Origin of the sequence: Streptomyces litmocidini (genome assembly GCF_014649755.1) — a bacterium.
GTDB classification, from domain to species: Bacteria; Actinomycetota; Actinomycetes; order Streptomycetales; family Streptomycetaceae; genus Streptomyces; species Streptomyces litmocidini.
This window is the reverse complement of the sequence record NZ_BMTQ01000005.1, coordinates 512,358-530,677: the sequence shown is the minus strand read 5'-3', so window position 1 is coordinate 530,677 and position 18,320 is coordinate 512,358. Positions and strand designations below refer to the sequence as shown.

At 74.0% G+C, this 18,320-nt stretch carries 15 protein-coding genes; 8 read left to right on the top strand and 7 right to left on the bottom strand.

The window, feature by feature from the left end; translation table 11 throughout:
• Nucleotides 1-29: 29 nt before the first annotated feature.
• Nucleotides 30-263: a hypothetical protein gene (locus tag IE180_RS14585; protein ID WP_190157285.1), complete on the top strand. Its 234-nt coding sequence runs from the start codon at nt 30-32 to the stop codon at nt 261-263.
• A gap of 27 nt (nt 264-290) precedes the next feature.
• On the opposite strand, the gene IE180_RS14580 is transcribed toward IE180_RS14585, so the two are convergent.
• A complete protein-coding gene (locus IE180_RS14580; RefSeq protein WP_190157284.1) occupies nt 291-1,637 on the bottom strand; it encodes an MFS transporter in 1,347 nt (448 codons plus the stop codon).
• Nucleotides 1,638-1,795: 158 nt separating this feature from the next.
• Nucleotides 1,796-2,398 carry a hypothetical protein gene (locus IE180_RS14575; protein WP_190157283.1) on the bottom strand — a complete coding sequence of 201 codons (603 nt, stop codon included), beginning with the start codon at nt 2,396-2,398 and terminating at the stop codon, nt 1,796-1,798.
• Nucleotides 2,399-2,504: 106 nt separating this feature from the next.
• On the opposite strand from IE180_RS14575, the gene npdG reads away from it, so the two are divergent.
• Nucleotides 2,505-3,203, top strand: coding sequence for an NADPH-dependent F420 reductase (gene npdG / locus IE180_RS14570; protein WP_190157282.1), 699 nt, complete (start codon nt 2,505-2,507; stop codon nt 3,201-3,203).
• Between the two features lie 80 nt (nt 3,204-3,283).
• Nucleotides 3,284-3,478: a hypothetical protein gene (locus IE180_RS14565; RefSeq protein ID WP_190157281.1), complete on the top strand. Its 195-nt coding sequence runs from the start codon at nt 3,284-3,286 to the stop codon at nt 3,476-3,478.
• Nucleotides 3,479-3,485: 7 nt separating this feature from the next.
• Here IE180_RS14565 and IE180_RS14560 read toward each other — a convergent pair whose 3' ends face one another.
• Nucleotides 3,486-4,280 (bottom strand): site-2 protease family protein, encoded by a 795-nt coding sequence (locus IE180_RS14560; RefSeq protein ID WP_190157280.1) that lies wholly within the window; start codon nt 4,278-4,280, stop codon nt 3,486-3,488.
• Nucleotides 4,281-4,426: 146 nt separating this feature from the next.
• Between IE180_RS14560 and IE180_RS14555 the strand changes: the two genes are divergently transcribed.
• The gene (locus IE180_RS14555; RefSeq protein ID WP_190157279.1) at nt 4,427-7,756 is read left to right on the top strand and encodes an AfsR/SARP family transcriptional regulator; all 3,330 of its coding nucleotides are present in this window, start codon (nt 4,427-4,429) and stop codon (nt 7,754-7,756) included.
• Between the two features lie 15 nt (nt 7,757-7,771).
• Here IE180_RS14555 and IE180_RS14550 read toward each other — a convergent pair whose 3' ends face one another.
• The 3 genes from IE180_RS14550 to panB form a co-directional block, all read right to left on the bottom strand.
• Nucleotides 7,772-8,632, bottom strand: coding sequence for an ABC transporter permease (locus IE180_RS14550; protein ID WP_190157278.1), 861 nt, complete (start codon nt 8,630-8,632; stop codon nt 7,772-7,774).
• Nucleotides 8,629-9,639, bottom strand: coding sequence for an ATP-binding cassette domain-containing protein (locus tag IE180_RS14545; RefSeq protein ID WP_190157277.1), 1,011 nt, complete (start codon nt 9,637-9,639; stop codon nt 8,629-8,631). Before IE180_RS14545 ends, IE180_RS14550 begins: the two co-directional genes overlap by 4 nt.
• 332 nt (nt 9,640-9,971) lie before the next feature.
• Entirely contained in the window at nt 9,972-10,835 is an 864-nt protein-coding gene (gene panB, locus IE180_RS14540) for a 3-methyl-2-oxobutanoate hydroxymethyltransferase (protein WP_190157276.1), read from the bottom strand.
• A 214-nt stretch (nt 10,836-11,049) separates the two neighbouring features.
• On the opposite strand from panB, the gene IE180_RS14535 reads away from it, so the two are divergent.
• The 4 genes from IE180_RS14535 to IE180_RS14520 all read left to right on the top strand — a co-directional run bounded on the left by IE180_RS14535 (nt 11,050) and on the right by IE180_RS14520 (nt 16,472).
• Nucleotides 11,050-12,690, top strand: a complete 1,641-nt coding sequence (locus IE180_RS14535) for an MFS transporter (protein WP_229860476.1) — start codon at nt 11,050-11,052, stop codon at nt 12,688-12,690.
• A 489-nt stretch (nt 12,691-13,179) separates the two neighbouring features.
• Nucleotides 13,180-13,836: a TetR/AcrR family transcriptional regulator gene (locus IE180_RS14530; protein ID WP_190157275.1), complete on the top strand. Its 657-nt coding sequence runs from the start codon at nt 13,180-13,182 to the stop codon at nt 13,834-13,836.
• A 194-nt stretch (nt 13,837-14,030) separates the two neighbouring features.
• Complete coding sequence (locus IE180_RS14525) at nt 14,031-15,053, top strand: endonuclease/exonuclease/phosphatase family protein (protein WP_190157274.1); 1,023 nt, start codon at nt 14,031-14,033, stop codon at nt 15,051-15,053.
• Nucleotides 15,054-15,239: 186 nt separating this feature from the next.
• The gene (locus IE180_RS14520; RefSeq protein WP_190157273.1) at nt 15,240-16,472 is read left to right on the top strand and encodes an MFS transporter; all 1,233 of its coding nucleotides are present in this window, start codon (nt 15,240-15,242) and stop codon (nt 16,470-16,472) included.
• Here IE180_RS14520 and IE180_RS14515 read toward each other — a convergent pair.
• Nucleotides 16,438-18,213 carry an NAD+ synthase gene (locus IE180_RS14515; RefSeq protein WP_190157272.1) on the bottom strand — a complete coding sequence of 592 codons (1,776 nt, stop codon included), beginning with the start codon at nt 18,211-18,213 and terminating at the stop codon, nt 16,438-16,440. The genes IE180_RS14520 and IE180_RS14515 overlap by 35 nt on opposite strands.
• Between the last annotated feature and the right edge of the window lie 107 nt (nt 18,214-18,320).

Below are 18,320 nucleotides of genomic sequence, written 5' to 3'. Positions count from 1 at the left end.
CATGGTCCCGAAGGAAGGAGCCGAAGACGATGGCCCTGTTCAAGAAGCGCACCACGGGCAAACCGGGCGAGTGGTACTACTGCCTGGAACACAAGAAGGTCGAGGAGGGCCCCGAGTGCCCGGCGAAGAACCGCTTCGGCCCGTACGCCAGCCGTGAGGAGGCCTCCCACGCCATGGAGACCGCCCGCGACCGGAACCTGGAGTGGGAGACCGACCCCCGCTGGCACGACGCCGCGGGGAAGGACCGCGCGGAGGACGAGTAACGCCCCCGCGGGGGCGGCCGGGGCCCGTCAGACGGTTCCGGCCGCCCCCTCCCGCGTGCCCTCCTCCCGGACGCCCTCCCGCCGCGCCCCTTCCCGCTGGGCCTTCCGGCGCAGCGCGTCCTCGTCCGTCGCGGAGTCGTACGTGAGGAGCTTCGGCAGCGCCAGGCAGAGCAGACCCACCGAGGCCACGCACGCCACGCCACCCGTCCAGACGGCCGCCCGGGTGCCGGTCCAGCCGGCCGTCGCGCCCGCCCGGACCTGGCCCAGCTGCGGGCCCACGCTGTAGGAGAGCACCTCGATGCCGGCGAGCCGGCCGCGCAGCTCCTCCGGGATCGTCTGGTTCCAGATCGTGGCGCGCCCGAGCCCGCTCAGCATGTCGCCCGCGCCCGCCAGACCCAGGCAGAGCAGCACCAGCCACACGTCCCCGAACCGGCCGGCCGCCGCGATCGCCAGGCCCCAGCCGGCCGCGCCGCCGGCCACGAGCAGCCCGTGCCGCCGCACCCTCGAGGTCCAGCCGCTGGTCAGACCCAGGACCAACGAGCCGATCGAACCCGCCGCGTACATCAGGCCCAGCGACCAGTCCGCGTCCAGCTCGTCCGCGAGGAACGGGAAGATCGTGTTCGGGAAGGCGAAGAACATCGCCGCCAGGTCGATCACGTACGTGCCGAGCAGCACCGGCCGCGACCAGGCGTACCGCGCGCCCTCCGCGATGCCCCGCAGCGAGGGCTTCTCCGCGTCGTGCGCGGCCGGCGCGGGGGAGAGCCCGCGGCACATCAGCACCGAGACCGTGAAACAGGCGACCGTCACCCCGTACGCGGGCGCGTGCCCCGCGTACGCCACCACCAGACCCGCGACCGCCGGGCCCGCGATCGAGCCGATCTGCCAGCGCAGCGAGTTCAGGGCGGCCGCCGCCGTCTGCTGCTCGTGCGGCACGATCCGGGCGAGCAGCGAGTCGAGCGCCGGACGCTGGAGCCCCGCGAGCGCCGACACCCCGGCCGCCACCACGTACAGCGGCCAGAGCATCGGCTCCGGGAGCAGCGAGTCGACCAGCAGGAGCACGGCGATCAGCCCGAGGCCCGCCTCCGTCCAGAGGATCACCTTCCGCCGGTCGACCGCGTCCGCGAGCGCCCCGCCGTACAGGCCGAACACCACCAGCGGCACCAGCTCGACCGCGCCCATCGCGCCGACCGCCAGCGGCGAACCCGTCAGCGCCTTGATCTGCAGCGGCAGGGCGATCATGGCCATCGCGCTGCCGAAGTAGGTGACGAGCCCCTGCACCCACAGGAGCCGGAAGTCGCGGGAGGACCGCCAGGGCGCCGGATCGGGCAGCAGGGCGGCGAGCCCGGCGAGGAGGGAAGCGCGGGGGGAGGACACGAGAGGCCATGCTCCGTCCGCCCGGGGGCGGGGACAACCGAATTACCGCGGCAGGGGCGCGGCCCGCCGGGGACACCGGCCGGTCGGAGGGGCACGGGCCCCGGGGGTCTCCCGGCGGGGCGCGTCGGCCGGTCGCCGCCGTGCGGGCCCCGGGCGGACTACCAGCGGGTCGGCGGCGGGGCCGTCAGACGGTCCGCGAGGGCCGAGAGCCGGTCCCGGAAGCGGCGGCCGCCACGCGGCGACGGCAGGCTGTTCTCCCCGGCCGCCGCGCTCACCAGGTGCTGCACCGTGTCCAGGTCCACCTCCGCCCCCTCCGCCACCGTCAGCGTCTCGTGCGCGAGCCCCCGGACCTCCTCGTCGCCCCCGTCCAGCGCCAGCACCGTCGCCCCCGCCCGCCGGGCGTCGTGCACCCGCTGGAGCAGCCCCGCGCCCGGCCGCTCCGGAGTCACCATCAGCAGCGTCGCCCCGCGCCCCGCCGCCTCCAGCCGTCCGAGACCGACGGCCAGGTGCGCCGGCGCGCCCGGCCGCACCCGGTGCCGCACGAGCGTCGGCGCCAGCTCCGGCAGCCCCGACCAGGCGGACTCGTCGACCAGGTGCGCCGCCAGGTGCCACGGCTCGTACTCCTCCGTGCCCACCAGGAGCAGCCCGCCCCGGTGCGGCACCACCGACGACCGGAGCGCGCCCGCGAACCGGCGGGCCGCCGCCGGCCACTCCGTCCCGGCGAGCACTTCCCGCAGCAACGCGACCCGTACGGCATCCATGGGCCCGCATCCTGCCCCAGCCCGGCCCCGCGCGCGGCCCGGTCGCGGCGGTTCCACCCGTACGGGAGAGGCCCCACGGCACCGACCGGTCGGTAATGTCGGGGCCATGACTACGACTGACAGCAAGCCCGCCCCCAAGGACCCGTGGGACCTCCCCGACGTCTCCGGCCTCGTCGTCGGCGTCCTCGGCGGCACCGGCGACCAGGGCCGCGGCCTCGCCTACCGGTTCGCCAAGGCCGGCCAGAAGGTGATCATCGGCTCCCGCGCCGCCGAGCGCGCGCAGGACGTGGCCGCGGAGATCGGCCACGGCGTCGAGGGCGCCGACAACGCCGAGACCGCCCGCCGCAGCGACGTCGTCATCGTCGCCGTGCCCTGGGACGGCCACGCCAAGACCCTGGAGTCGCTGCGCGGGGAACTCCGCGGCAAGCTCGTCGTGGACTGCGTCAACCCCCTCGGCTTCGACAAGAAGGGCGCCTACGCCCTCAAGCCCGAGGAGGGCTCCGCCGCCGAGCAGGCCGCCGCGCTCCTCCCGGACTCCCGGGTCGCCGCCGCCTTCCACCACCTCTCCGCCGTCCTCCTCAAGGACACCTCCGTCGAGGAGATCGACACGGACGTCATGGTCCTCGGCGAGGAGCGCGCCGACGTCGAGATCGTCCAGGCCCTCGCCGGCCGCATCGCCGGCATGCGCGGCGTCTTCGCCGGCCGGCTGCGCAACGCCCACCAGGTCGAGTCGCTCGTCGCCAACCTGATCTCCGTCAACCGCCGCTACAAGGCCCACGCGGGGCTGCGGGTCACCGACGTCTGAGCCGGAGAACGGACCCTTCGGGGCATGGGGGACACTGGACGGGCACCATCAGCCGCACCCGCCCGACAGGAGCCGACCCCATGCCCCGCCTCGCCCTCTACTCCCTCGTGGTCTGCGCCCTGGCCGCCGCCGCGGCCGTCGTCTCCTTCGTCCAGGGCAGCTTCCTCGGCGTCGTCTGGGTGCTCCTCATGGGCCTCTCCTCCAACATGGCCTGGTACTACCTCCGCCGCGCGAAGGTCGAGAAGGCGGAGAAGGCCGCGGCGGCCCAGGACTGACCGGGGTCTAGACCCGGCAGAACTCCGGGGCCTCCTCCCAGATCCGGAACAGCTGCGAGCCGCAGTACCGGGTCGACTCCGGCACCCCGAGGGACCGCATCAGGGCGTCGATCGCGTCGAAGAAGGCGGCGTTGACCGCCGGCACGAACAGCAGCCCGATCACGATGAAGAAGCCGTACGGCGCATACGGCTCGATCTGCCGCTTCACCCCGTGCGACAGCCAGGGCTCCACCACGCCGTAGCCGTCGAGCCCCGGCACCGGCAGGAGGTTCAGGAGCGCGGCCGTCACCTGGAGGAACGCCAGGAACGCCAGCGCGTACCGGAACGCGACGGGCACCCCGTCGAGCGCGCCCAGCCAGAACGGCGCCGTGCAGACGAGCGCGAAGAGCACATTGGCCAGGGGGCCCGCCGCCGAGATCAGGCTGTGCTTCCAGCGCCCGCTGATCCGGCCCTGCTCGATGAAGACCGCGCCGCCCGGCAGACCGATCCCGCCCATGATCACGAACAGCACCGGCAGGACGACGCTCAGCACGGCGTGCGTGTACGCGAGCGGGTTGAGCGTCAGATAGCCCTTCGCGCCCACCGTGACGTCCCCGCCGTACAGGGCCGCCCGGGCGTGCGCGTACTCGTGCAGACACAGCGACACGACCCACGCCGAGGTCACGAAGAGGAAGACCGCCAGACCGGGCGAGGCGGCGAAGTCCGTCCACACCGCCCAGCCGGTGACGGCCATGACGGCGAGGATCGCCAGGAAGACGGGGCTGATCCGCCGCTCGTGGTGCCGGGTGGTGGCCGTGGTCATCGCGGGGGCTCCCAGGGGGGCGAAGGGGCTGCTGCCGGGGAAACGTACCGCTCCCCGGGGGGAGTTCCACCCCCGCCCCGGGCGTCGCCCGCGCGGCGGGCGGTCCCGGCGGGGAGGTCGTGGAGGTCCTCGCGGAGAATGGGGTCGTGCGTTACTCCGTCCTCGGCCCCACCCTCGCCCGCACCCCCGACGGCACCGACGTGCCCGTCGGCGGCCCCCGCGTCCGCGCGCTGCTCACCGTCCTCGCCCTGCGGGCCGGCCGGATCGTCGCCGTGCCCGACCTCGTCGACGAGGTGTGGCACGGCGACGAACCGCCCGCCGACGCGCCCGCCGCGCTCCAGGCCCTCGTGGGGCGGCTCCGCAGGGCCCTCGGCCGGGACCGGGTGGTCTCCGCCGAAGGCGGTTACCGGCTGGACGCCCGGCCCGAGGACGTGGACGTCCGCCGCTTCGAGCGCCTCGCCGCCGAGGGCCTGGCCGCGCTCGGCGCGGCCGATCCCGCACGCGCCGCCGCCCTCCTCGACGAGGCCCTCGGGCTCTGGCGCGGGCCGGCCTTCGCCGACCTGCCGGACCGGGAGGCGGAGGCCGCCCGCTGGGAGGCCCGCCGACTGGACGCCCGCCGGGCGAGGCTCGACGCCGCCCTCGCGCTCGACGGCGCCGCGGCCGCCCTCCCCGAACTCACCGCCCTCTGCGCCGCCCACCCCCTCGACGAGCCCCTCCAGGCCCTCCGGATCCGCGCCCTGCGGGACACCGGCCGGGCGGCCGAGGCCCTCGCCGCGTACGAGTCGGTCCGCCGCGCCCTCGCCTCCCGCCTGGGCGCCGACCCGTCACCCGCCCTGCGCGCCCTCCACGCCGAACTGCTGACCCCGGAGCCCCCGCGCGCCCTCCTCCGGGGCAACCTGCGCGCCCGGCTCACCAGCTTCGTCGGCCGCGAGGAGGAGATCGCCCTGGTGCGGGACGACCTGCGCGGCGCGCGGCTCGTGACGCTGCTCGGGCCCGGGGGCGCCGGGAAGACCCGGCTCTCGCAGGAGGCGGCCGAGCGGGGGACCGAGGACTGGCCGGACGGCGCCTGGGTGGCGGAGCTCGCCCCCGTACGGGACCCCGAGGCCGTGCCCGAGGCGGTCCTCGCGGCCGTCGGCGCCCGCGAGACCGTGCTCCGCGGCGCCGGGGCCGAGGAGCTGCGGGGCGGCGGCGACCCGCTCGCCCGGCTCGTCGAGCACTGCGCCGGGCGCCGGATGCTGCTCCTCCTCGACAACTGCGAGCACCTCGTCGGCGCGGCCGCCGCACTGGCCGAGACGCTGCTCGCGCGCTGCCCCGGGCTCAGGGTCCTCGCGACGAGCCGGGAACCGCTGGGCGTCCCGGGGGAGACGCTCCGCCCCCTCGGCCCGCTGCCGACCGGGATGGCCCTGCGGCTCCTCGGCGAGCGCGGCGCCGCGGTCCGTCCGGGGTTCCGCGTCGAGGACGACCCGGTCGCCGCGGGCGAGGTCGTGCGGCGCCTCGACGGCCTGCCGCTGGCCATCGAACTGGCGGCGGCCCGGCTGCGGATGATGACCCTGCGCCAGATCGCGGACCGGCTCGACGACCGCTTCCGGCTGCTGACGTCGGGCGCGCGGACGGTACTGCCCCGCCAGCAGACCCTGCGGGCGGTCGTCGACTGGTCCTGGGACCTCCTGGACGGGGCGGAACGGGGCGTCCTGCGCCGGCTCTCGGTCTTCACGGGCGGCTGCGACCTGGAGGCGGCGGAGGCCGTCTGCGCGGGCGGGCCCCGAGCCGGCGGACCCCACGCCGCCGGACCGCCCGCGCACGAGCCCCCCGTCCTCGACCTCCTCGGCGCCCTCGTCGACAAGTCGCTCGTCGTCGCCGCGCCCGGCGAGGACGGCATGCGGTTCCGGCTCCTGGAGACCGTCGCCGAGTACGCCGGGGAGCGGCTCGACGAGGCCGGGGAGCGCGCGGCGACGGAACGCCGGCACCTCACGTACTACCGCGAACTCGCCTGCCGCACCGACCCCGAGCTGCGCGGCTCCGGACAGGCCGGGGCCATCGCCCGGTTCGGAGCCGAGTACGGGAACATCCGCACCGCCCTGCGCCGGGCCGTCGACGCCCGGGAGGAGGACGAGGCGCTGGTCCTCGTCCACTCCCTGCTCTGGTACTGGGAGATGCGCGACCTCCGCGCCGACGCGCTGTACTGGGCGGAGTCCGTCGCCGCGCTCGGCCCCGACCCGTTCGGGACGCCCGCCGCCCCCGTCGTACCGCTGCACGAGCCGTGCACGGCCGCGCCTCCGCCGCTCTCCGAGGAGCAGCGCTGGGAGGCCCGGCGGGGGGTGCGGCTGATCGAACTGATCAACATGGACTACGAGACCGGCCGCTGGATGACCCCCGCCGGCGTCGAGCGGCTGCGGCGGATCAACACGATCTATCCGCCGGGGCTCCCGCAGACCTGCCGGCTGCCCGGCTCCTTCACGGTCTTCGCGGTCCTCCTCATGGGCGAACCGGACCGCATGGGCGAGGCCCTGGAGGCGCACGTCGACGCCTGCCGCCGCCACGGCGACGAGTGGGAGCTCGCCCACGCCCTCCAGCTGCGCGCCAACATGCTGGCCAACCGGGGCGACCTGGCCGAGCGGGCGAGCGCCGACGCGGAGGAGAGCCTGGAGATCTTCGTCCGCCTCGGGGACGCCTGGGGAGCGGCCGAGGCGCTGTCCTCGCGCGCCGAGGCCCGCGAGCGACGCCTCGAGTTCGAGGGCGCGGCCCAGGACTTCGCCGACGCCATCGCGTACGCGGAACGGATCGGCGCCCAGTCCCAGATGGCCCTGCTGCGCGCCCGTTACGCCGACATGCTGATCGAGACCGGCCGCGGCGAGGAGGCGGAGCGGATCCTGCGCCAGGTGGTGGAGGGCGAGCACGGACGCGGCCACGAGCCGATGCTGGCCGGGCGGATCTTCCTGGGGCTGCTGCTCGGCCGGACCGGCCGGACGGCCGAGGCGCGCGAGCAACTGGAGCGGCTGCTCGACGAGTTCCGTGCCGACAGCCTGTTCGCCTCCGAGACGTTCTCCATCTTCGAGGGCTTCGCGCTGGGCAGCCTGGCCTGGGTGTACGCGCTCGAAGAGCGGTACGACACGGCGTTCGAGCTGTCCTGGCGGGCGTACGGGCGTTCCCTCGGCGGTCTGTCGCTGATGGTCGCCCCGCAGATGCCGGCGATCCACCTGATCATCGCGGCCTGGGCGCTCGCCGGGCTCGGCGGCCCCCGTGCCCGTACCGCCGCGGTCCTCCTCGGCGGGTACGAGGGGCTGCTGCCGCCGGGACACCTGGCGCCGCCGATGGAGCGGGAGAACCTGGCGCGGGCGACGGAGCTGTGCCGGTCCGCCCTCGGGGACGCGGAGTTCGAGGCGGCGTACGCGGAGGGCGACGGCCTCTCCAAGGAGGAGGCCGCCGCCCTGCTCGGTCGCGCCGCCGACGCGATCAGTGAGCGCGCCGAGTCATGATCCCCCGGTCGGGACTCAGGTCTTCTTGCGGAACTTGGCGACCGCGAGCGGTGCCGTCACGACGGTGATCAGCGCCGCCCAGCCGAGGACCATCCACACCGAGTGGGCGACCGGGCCGCCGTTGATCAGGCCGCGGGCGGCGTCGGCGAGGTTGGACAGCGGGTTGTAGTCGGTGAAGGCCTCCAGCCAGCCGGGCATCGAGGTCGGCGGGGCGAAGATCGACGAGCCGAACTGCAGCGGCATCAGGACGAGCATGGCCACGCCCTGGACGGCCTGGGCCGTCTTCATGGTGAGGCCGAGCAGGATGAAGATCCACATGAGGGACGCCCCGAAGACCATCGACAGGCCGATGGCGGCGAAGAGGTGCAGGACCGAGGTGTGGATCTCCAGGCCGAGCAGGAAGCCCATGCCGAGCAGGATCGAGGTGGCGATGAGCATCCGGCCCGCCTCGACGACGATCTTCGCGACGAGGACCGAGGACCGGGCGATCGGCATCGTCCGGAACCGGTCCATGACCCCCTTCTTGAAGTCGTCGTTGATGCCGACTCCGACGGCCATGGCGATGTTCATGCCCATCATCGCCATCAGGCCGGGCGTCACGTAGTTCACGTACGCGTCGTTGTTGCCCTTGCCGGCGATGGCGCCGCCGAACACGTACACGAACAGCAGGATGAAGATGATCGGCATCAGGACGGCGTCGAACATCGACTCCGGATCCTGCTTGATCTGGAGGGCGTTGCGGCGGGCCAGGGCGCCGATGTGGCGGAGGTTGGCCCGCAGGCCGATCCGGCCCTCCGCGACGGGCGCGGGACGTGCCGCGGCCGGGCCCGGGTTCCGGTTGCCGGCGGGGGACTTGGTGACAGTGGTCGTGCTCACGCGGCGACCTCCTCGGTGATCGCGTCGGAAAGCTCGGAGTCGGCGGTCTTCTGACCGGTGATCGCGAGGAACACCTCGTCCAGGCTGGGCAGATGGGTGCCGATGTGGGCGATGCCGAAGCCGCGCGCGCCGAGCAGGCCCACGACGGCGGTCAGCTGCTCGTCGGTGAGGATCGGCACGTACAGCACGCCCTCGTCGGGCACGACGGTCGAGCCGGCGACCCCGTCGAGGCCGGTCTCGCGGAGCGCGGCGGCCATCTCGGGCAGCCGGTCCGGGTCCGTGGGGCGGACCTTCAGGGTCCGGCCGCCGACCTTGGCCTTGAGCTCGTCGACCCCGCCCCTGGCGATGACCCGGCCCCGGTCGATGACGGTCAGCTCGCTCGCGAGCTGCTCCGCCTCCTCCATGTACTGGGTGGTGAGCAGGACGGTCGCGCCCTCGGAGACCATGCGCTGCACCTCGTCCCACACCTCGTTGCGGGTGCGGGGGTCGAGGCCGGTGGTCGGCTCGTCCAGGTAGAGGACGGCCGGCTGTCCGATCATGGAGGCGGCGAGGTCGAGACGGCGCCGCATGCCGCCGGAGTAGTTCATGGCCGGGCGCTTGGCGGCGTCGGTGAGGGAGAAGCGCTCCAGCATCTCGTCGGCGCGGCGGCGGGCGTCGGCGCGGGAGAGGTCGAGCAGCCGCCCGATCATGTAGAGGTTCTCCCGGCCGGACAGCTTCTCGTCGACCGAGGCGTACTGACCGGTGAGGCCGATGGTGCGGCGCAGCTGGCGGGGGTGCTTCACCACGTCGTAGCCGGCGACGGTGGCGGTGCCGGCGTCCGGGACGAGGAGGGTGGACAGGCAGCGGACGAGGGTGGTCTTCCCGGCGCCGTTGGGGCCGAGGACCCCGAGGACCGTGCCCTCCCGGACGTCCAGGTCGACCCCGTCGAGGGCCTTCGTCGCGCCGAAGTGCTTCACGAGGCCCCGGACCTCGACGGCGTTGGTGTGTGATCGCGTCATGTCCACCATGGAACAGGGCGTCACCGACAAGCCCCCGACAGACGACCGACAGCCCCGCCGACACCGGTCGGCGGGGCTGTCGGGGAGCTGTCGGCGGGCTTGTCGGTGACGCGGCCGGCAGGCCGGGGCGCGCTCGGTGGGCCGAGGTGTCGCCCCACCGCGAGGTGCCGCCCGGGGCGTTGCCGGCGGCGCCCTCGGCGCACGGGGCGGTGGTGACCGTTCCGCACGCCGGATCCGCCGGACGACGCCGTCCCCGTCCCCTCCGGCCCCGTCCCCTCCGGCCCCGGGGCCGGAGGGGACGGGGCCGGCGCACGGGACGGCGAACGGGCGTCCCGCGCGCCTCAGTGGAAGGTGTGCTCCTCGGCGGGGAACGCCCCGCCGCCCACGTCCTCGGCGAAGGCGCGGGCGGCGTCGCCGAGCGTCTCGCGGAGGTTGGCGTACTGCTTGGTGAAGCGCGGCACCTTGCCGCCGGTCAGACCGGCCATGTCGGTCCAGACGAGGACCTGCGCGTCGGTGCCGGCGCCGGCACCGATGCCGATGGTCGGGATGTGCAGGGAGCGGGTGACCTCGGCGGCCAGTTCGGCCGGTACGAGCTCCAGGACGACGGCGAAGGCGCCCGCGTCCTGCGCCGCCTTGGCGTCGCTGAGGAGCCGGTGGGCGGCCTCGTCGGAGCGGCCCTGCACCCGGTAGCCCATGGTGTTGACGGACTGCGGGGTGAGCCCCAGGTGGGACATGACGGGGATGCCGGCCTGGACGAGCAGCTCGGTCTGCGGCAGCGAGCGTTCGCCGCCCTCCAGCTTGATCGCGCCGACGCCCGCGTCCTTGACGAGGCGGGTGGCGTTGCGCAGGGCCTGGACGGGCCCTTCCTGGTACGAGCCGAACGGCAGGTCGCCGACGACGAGGGCACGCCTGGTGCCCCGGACGACGGCGGCGGACAGGAAGGTCATCTCGTCCATCGTGACGGGCACGGTGGTGTCGTATCCGAGGTGACAGTTGCCCATCGAGTCGCCGACGAGGATGACCGGGATGCCGGCCTCGTCGAAGACCGACGCGGTCATCGCGTCGTAGGCGGTGAGCATGGGCCACTTCTCGCCACGGGTCTTGGCGGCGGCGATGTCGTGGACGGTGATGCGGCGCGTGCCCTTCCCCCCGTACAGCGCCTTGCTGCTGTCGGCGGGCGGTTTCTGGGCAGCCTGAAGCGTCATGGTGAACGGCTCCTCTTGTCATCTCGAGGCGCCCTGTGGCGTCCCCGGACCACGTCCATGGTGGCACTTCACCGGGTGGGCGGGGAAGTGGGCCGGAGTGGCGCTGTTCACACCGCCGTGACACCGGGCCCCGCCCGCCGCCGCACCGTAAAGCCTCCGTCAGTTTTTTCGATACGAGACGGTCTCGTATCGAAATTGCCCTAGGGTGGTGCTCATGTCACAGCCGTCCACCGCACCCGTCCCGCCCGCAGGGCCCCGCGTCCCCGAGGCCCTCCACCGGCGCCGCTGGGCCGTCCTCGGCGTCCTCATGCTCAGCCTGCTGATCGTCGTCCTCGACAACTCCATCCTCAACGTCGCGGTGAAGACGATCGCCGCCCCCGCGCCCACCGGCATCGGAGCCACCCAGAGCGAGCTGGAGTGGTCCATCAACTCCTACACGCTGGTCTTCGCCGGACTCCTCTTCACCTCCGGCCTGCTCGGCGACCGCCTCGGCCGCAAGAAGGTGCTGCTCTTCGGCATCACCGTCTTCGGCATCGGCTCCGCCCTCGCCGCCCTCTCCGGCTCCCCCGGCGAACTCATCGCCTACCGGGCCGTCATGGGCCTCGGCGCCGCCTTCGTGATGCCCGCGACGCTCGCCGTCCTCATGAACGTCTTCGAGCGCGACGAGCAGCCCAAGGCCATCGGCATCTGGGCCGGCAGCGTCGGCCTCGCCATCGCCGTCGGCCCCATCACCGGCGGCATCCTCCTCGAACACTTCTGGTGGGGATCGATCTTCCTCGTCAACGTGCCCGTGGTGCTCCTCGCCCTCGCCCTGATGCTGTGGCTCGTGCCCGACTCCCGGGACCCCGACCCCGGCCGCATCGACATACCCGGCGTGCTGCTCTCCGTCGTCGGACTCGTCCTCCTCGTGTACGGGATCATCCGCGGCGGCGAGCTGGCCGACTTCACCGACGTGACCGTCCTCGCCCCCGTCCTCGGCGGCCTCGCGGTCCTCGTCGTCTTCGTCCTCCACGAGCGGCGCAGCGACCACCCGGCCATCGACATGTCGTACTTCAGGAAGCCCGCGTTCTCGGCGGCCGTCGCCGCGATCGCGCTCGTCTTCTTCGCCCTCATGGGCGTGACCTTCTTCTCCGCCTTCTACCTGCAGAGCGTGCGCGGCTACAGCGCGCTGGAGTCCGGGCTGCTCATCCTGCCGCTCGCCGTCGCGCAGATGGTCTTCGCGCCCCGGGCCCGGCTCGTCGTCGAACGCTTCGGCGCCCGGGCCGTCTGCACCGGCGGCATGCTGCTCGTCGCCGCCGGCCTGGCCGCCTTCGCCTTCTTCGAGGCCGACACCCCCGTCTGGGTCCTGGAGGTCGTCTTCTTCCTCCAGGGCGCGGGCATGGCGCACATCATGCCGCCGGTCACGGTCTCGATCATGCAGGCGCTGCCCCGCGAGAAGGCGGGCTCCGGCTCCGCCATCAACAACACCTTCCGGCAGGTCGGCGGCGCGCTGGGCGTGGCCGTCCTCGGCTCGGTCCTCTCCTCCACGTACCGGGGCGAGATCGAGGGGCACCTGGGCGGCGTCCCCGCGGCCCTGCGCGACACGGCGGGCGAGTCCGTCGAAGCCACGCTCGCGGTCGCGGCGAAGCTCGGCCCGGCGGGCAAGGACCTGGTCGGCCCCGCGTACACGGCCTTCCTGGACGCCATGCACGTCACGGCGATCGCCTCGGCGGCGATCGGCCTGGCGGGTGCGGTGGTCGTGGCCCTCTTCCTCCCGGGCCGGGCGCCCGGCGGTGCGGGGGGCACGGGTGCGGCCGCCGGCGCTGCCGCGGCCCCCACCTCCGACGAGACCCCGACCCCGGCCCAGACCGGCTGACGCCGACCCCGCCCGTGTGGGGCCCGCATCCACCGGGGCGGCACCCCCCCCCGCACCTCCGTGTGGGCAATCGTCCCGCTGGGGCGGGACGGGTGGGCACACGGGACGGCGCCCTGAGTGGCGCCTCCGCGTTCCGGGCCCGGACCCGCACCACGTCGTGCGGCGCACGTTCGGTGCGGGTCAAGGCGCGGGAGCCTCGGGCGCCGGCAAGGGCGCCGTTCCGTTGTGCCCACCCTCCCCCGAGCTCTCGGCTTCGCTCGAGCAGGGGGGACCCCCTCGCCCCAGTGGAACGATTGCCCACAACGGGCGGGCACCGCCCCGGCGGGCGCGGCCCGCAACGGGGGCGCGAGGGGTGGGCGCCGTCCGCCGGGTGCGGCCCGCACGGAGGGGGCGCCCCGGTGGGGCGGTTGCCCGTGGCGGCGGGGGCCGGCGGGCCGCGGGGGAGAATCGGGGGGCGACGGGCAGTACCTGACGAGAGGCGGAGCGCACGTGTCCCTGCAGGACAGCGGGAACCCCGGACCCCAGCACGACGGGCCGACGGAGCCCCGCCCCGCGCCGGAGGCGACCCGGCGGGGGCGCCCGCGTTCCGAGGCGGTCGAGCAGGCCATCTTCGACGCGGTCACCGGCCTCCTGGAGGAGGGCGTCCCGCTCGCCGAGCTGTCGATCGAGCGGATCGCCCGCACCGCCGGGGTCGGCAAGGCCACCATCTACCGCCGCTGGCCCGGCAAGGAGGCACTCTTCGTCGAGGTCCTCCGCTCCGTGGAACCCGAGGACCCGGTGCTCACCGGCGCCTCGGTCCGGGACGACCTCGTGACGCTCCTGGAGGCGCTGCGTCAGCGCGGCCTCGTCAAGCGGGCCTCCGCCCTGCTCCACAACGTCTTCTCGCAGATGCAGGCCTATCCCAAGCTGTGGGAGGCCTACCAGAACACCGTCATCGAACCGCGCCGCCGCCTCGGCATGGACACGGTGCGGCGCGGCATGGAGCTGGGCGAGATCCGCGACGACCTCGACGTCGAGTTCGTGAACGACCTCTTCATAGGGCCCCTGCTCCTGCGGACCGTCATCCGGCCCGGCGCCACCCTGGAGCCGGGGCTCGCCGAGCGGGTCGTCGACACCGTCCTGGCGGGCCTGCGCCCCCGTCCCTGACAGACCCCCGCACCCCCGCCCCGACCCGTACGAATGTGCGCGTTCTGTCACAGCCTCCCCGCCGACGCCACCTGCAGGAACCCGCCACGCGCCGGTGTCGTCCCTGGGTGAGTACGACGGACCCGTCATCGCCTAGTGTCGATGCCGGGTCACGGAGCGGGACAGCACCACAGCAAGGCAGTGAGGACAGTGCGATGGCGCGGGTGGACATGACGGAGACCGACCACGGAGGCGCGGGGAGCGAGCGTCCCCGGTCCCGGTTCCGGACCGCGCTCGACGGGCTCCGCCGTGACCGCGGGATCTGGCGGCGGGGCATCCTGCTCGCCCTGACCGCCGTGGCGCTCACGCTGCTCATGGTGTTCCACTCCGACATCCCCAACCGGATCGGCAACCTGGGCAGCCTCACCGAGACGTTCCTGCCCTGGCTCGGCGTCTTCGTGCCGCTCCTGCTGGTGCTCGCCCTCGTGCGCCGCTCCGCGACCGCGCTGATCGCCCTGCTGCTGCCGGCCGCGGTGTGGCTCAACCTCTTCGGCGGTCTCGTCGCCGACAAGTCGGCCCCGGGCGGCGACCTGACCGTCGCCACCCACAACGTGAACGCCGACAACCCCGACCCCGAGGGCACGGCCCGTCTCCTCGCCGCCTCCGGCGCCGACGTGCTCGCCCTGGAGGAGCTGAAGGGCGACATGGTCCCGGTCTACGAGAAGGGCCTCGCCGAGACCTACCCGTACCACTCCGTCCAGGGCACGGTCGGCCTCTGGAGCAAGCTGCCGCTGCGGGCCGCGCAGCCCGTGGACATCCACATGGGCTGGACCCGCGCCATGCGCGCCTCGGTCGTCACGCCGAAGGGCGAGGTGGCCGTGTACGTCGCCCACCTCCCGTCCGTCCGGGTCAAGCTGAACGCCGGCTTCACCGCCAACCAGCGCGACACCAGCGCCAACGCCCTCGGCGAGGCCATCGCCGACGACCGGCACGAGCGGATCGTCCTCCTGGGCGACCTCAACGGCACCATGAACGACCGCGCCCTCAACGCCGTCACCTCGCAGCTGCGCTCCACCCAGGGCGCGGCGGGCGACGGCTTCGGCTTCAGCTGGCCGGCCTCGTTCCCGATGGCCCGGATCGACCAGATCATGGTCAAGGGCGTGGAGCCGGTGAGGTCCTGGGCGCTTCCGGAGACGATGAGCGACCACCTTCCGGTCGCCGCCCGCGTGGGGCTCTGAACCCCCTCCGCGTGGAGCTCTGGACCTCCTCCGCGTGGAGCTCTGGACCTCCTCCGCGTGGAGCTCTGGAACCCCCGCTCCGCGTGGAGGACCGAAACCTCCTCTTCATCCTCCGGAAGCCGCCGGGAAGAAAACGTCCGAGACGATTTGTTTCGTCGAAGAACTAATTCCGGAAAGGCTCTCCCCATGCCCCTGGCGCTGCTCGCGCTCGCCGTCTCCGCCTTCGGCATCGGCACCACCGAATTCGTGATGATGGGCCTGCTCCCGCAGGTCGCCGACGACCTCGGCACCTCCGTCCCCACCGCCGGGCACCTCGTCTCGGCGTACGCGATCGGCGTGGTCGTCGGCGCCCCGCTCCTCACGGCGCTCGGCTCGCGGGTCCCGCGCAAGCGGATGCTCCTGTCGCTCATGGCCCTCTTCACGGTCGGCAACCTCGCCTCCGCGCTCGCCCCCGGCTTCGGCTGGCTCGTCGCCGGCCGGGCCCTCGCCGGCCTCCCGCACGGCGCGTTCTTCGGCCTCGGCGCGGTCGTCGCCGCCCGGCTCGTGCGCGAGGACCGGCAGGCGCGGGCGGTCGCCACCATGTTCCTCGGCCTCACCGTCGCCAACGTCCTCGGCGTACCGGCCGCGACCCTGCTCGGCCAGCACCTCGGCTGGCGGGCCACCTTCCTCGTGGTCTCCGCGATCGGTCTGCTCGCCATGGCCGCGCTCGCCCGCCTCGTCCCGCACGTCCCCGTGGACGGGCGGCAGGGCCTCGGCCGCGAGGTGCGCGCCCTCGGCAGGCCGCAGGTGCTCCTCGGCCTGCTCACGGCCGTCTTCGGCTTCGCGGGCGTCTTCGCCGTCTACGCGTACCTCGCCTCGATGACCACCGAGGTGATGGGCTTCGGCGACTCCACCGTCACGATCGTCCTCGCCCTCTTCGGCCTCGGCATGACCGGCGGGGCGCTCGTCGCCGGACCGCTGACCGACCGGGCGCTGCGCCCCACGCTGTACGGCTCGCTCGCGGCCCTCGTCCTCGCCCTGGCCGCCTTCCGCCTCACCGTCCACGTGCCCTGGCTGGCGCTCGTCACGGTCGTCGTGCTCGGCGCGGTCGGCTTCATGACGACCACCCCGCTCCAGATGCTGGTCATGAACAAGGCGAAGGACGCCCCGACGCTCGCCTCGGCCTCCAACCACTCCGCCTTCAACCTCGCCAACGCGGGCGGGGCCTGGGCCGGCGGGGCCGCCGTCGCCGCCGGCTGGGGGTGGACCTCCCCGGCCCTCGTCGGCGCGGGCCTCACCGCCCTCGGCCTGCTGGTCGCGGCCGTGGCGGGCCTCCTCGACCGGCCCGGTACGGGGAAGGGGGCCTCCCGCGTCGTCGCGGGAAGCCCCCTCGGGGACGAGCGGGTCACCGAAGCGGCGTCTCCCGCCAGCGGTTCGTGATCGGCAGCCGCCGGTCCTTGCCGAAGCCCTTCGCCGAGATCTTGGTGCCCGGCGGGTACTGGCGCCGCTTGTACTCGGCCCCGTCCACCATCCGCAGCGTCCGCGTCACCAGCTCCTCGTCGAAACCGGCCGCCACGATGGCGTCCCGGCCCTGGTCCTGGTCCACGTACAGGGAGAGGATCGCGTCCAGGACCTCGTAGTCCGGCAGCGAGTCCGTGTCGACCTGGCCGGGGCGCAGCTCGGCGCTGGGCGGCTTGCTGATCGAGCTCTCCGGGATCGGCGGCGTCTGGCCGCGGTCCTCGGCCGCCCGGTTCCGCCAGCGGGCGAGCCGGAAGACGGTCGACTTGTAGACGTCCTTGATGGGGCCGAACGCGCCGACGGAGTCGCCGTACAGCGTCGAGTAGCCCACCGCCAGCTCCGACTTGTTGCCGGGCGCGAGGACGAGGTGCCCCTCCTGGTTGGAGAGCGCCATCAGCATCGTGCCGCGCAGCCGCGACTGGAGGTTCTCCTCGGCGAGGCCGGTGAGCCCCAGCGCGCCCATGTACGCGTCGAACATCGGCTCGATCGACACGGTGCGGAAGTGCAGCCCGGTCCGGCGTGCCAGCTCGGCCGCGTCGCCGCGCGAGTGGTCGGAGGAGTACTTCGAGGGCATCGACACGCCGTACACGTCGTCCGCGCCGAGCGCGTCGCAGGCGATCGCCGCGACGAGCGCCGAGTCGATGCCGCCGGAGAGCCCGACGAGCACCGAGCGGAAACCGTTCTTCGCGACATATGCCCGCAGACCGATCACCAGCGCCGAGTAGATCTCCTCGTCGTCGTCGAGCCGGTGCGCGTAACCGCCCAGCAGCTCCGGCTCGTACGCCGGCAGCGGCTCCTCCGACAGCACCACCCGGTCGATCCGCAGCCCGTCGTCCACGCGCTGCCCATGAGCGGCTCCGTCGCGGGCCCCGGGGTCCGCCGCCGGCAGCTCCAGGTCGAGGACCACGCTGCCCTCCACGAACTGCGGGGCGCGCGCGATCACTTCGCCGGCCGCGTCCACGACGATCGAGTCGCCGTCGAAGACCAGGTCGTCCTGACCGCCCGTCATGGCCAGGTACGCGGTGACGCACCCCGCTTCCCGGGCCCGCTTGCGGACCAGTTCGAGCCGGGTGTCGTCCTTGTTCCGCTCGTACGGCGAGGCGTTGACCGAGAGCAGCAGCCCCGCCCGGGCGCTGCGCGCCGCCGGGACCCGGCCCCCCTCCTGCCAGAGGTCCTCGCAGATCGCCAGCGCCACGTCGACGCCGTGGACGCGGACGACCGGCAGGGTGTCGCCCTGCACGAAGTAGCGGTACTCGTCGAAGACGCCGTAGTTCGGCAGGTGGTGCTTGGCGAACCGCAGCACCACCTCGCCGCCGTACAGCACGGCCGCCGCGTTCTCCGGCGACCCGGCGGGCCGGCCGAGCCGCGGCTCGGCCCGCTCGGAGCGGTCGAGGTAGCCGACGACGACCGGCAGCCGCCCGAACCCCTCGTCCGCGAGGCGCCGGGCGAGACCGCGCAGGGCGGTCCGGGACGCCTCGACGAAGGAGGAGCGCAGGGCGAGGTCCTCGACGGGGTATCCGGTCAGCGCCATCTCGGGGAACGCGACGAGATGCGCGCCCTGCCCGGCGGCGTGCCGGGTCCAGTGCACGATCGCCTCGGCGTTCCCGGCGAGGTCTCCGACGGTCGAGTCGATCTGATTCAGGGCGAGGCGTAGTTGAGGCACCCGCCCAGTGTAATCGTCAGACCGACGCTATGTCCTGGGGACAGCACGCGGAACCGCGCCCGGCCCCGCCCACCGGGCGCCCTCGACGGGGCGCCCCGCCCCCGGAC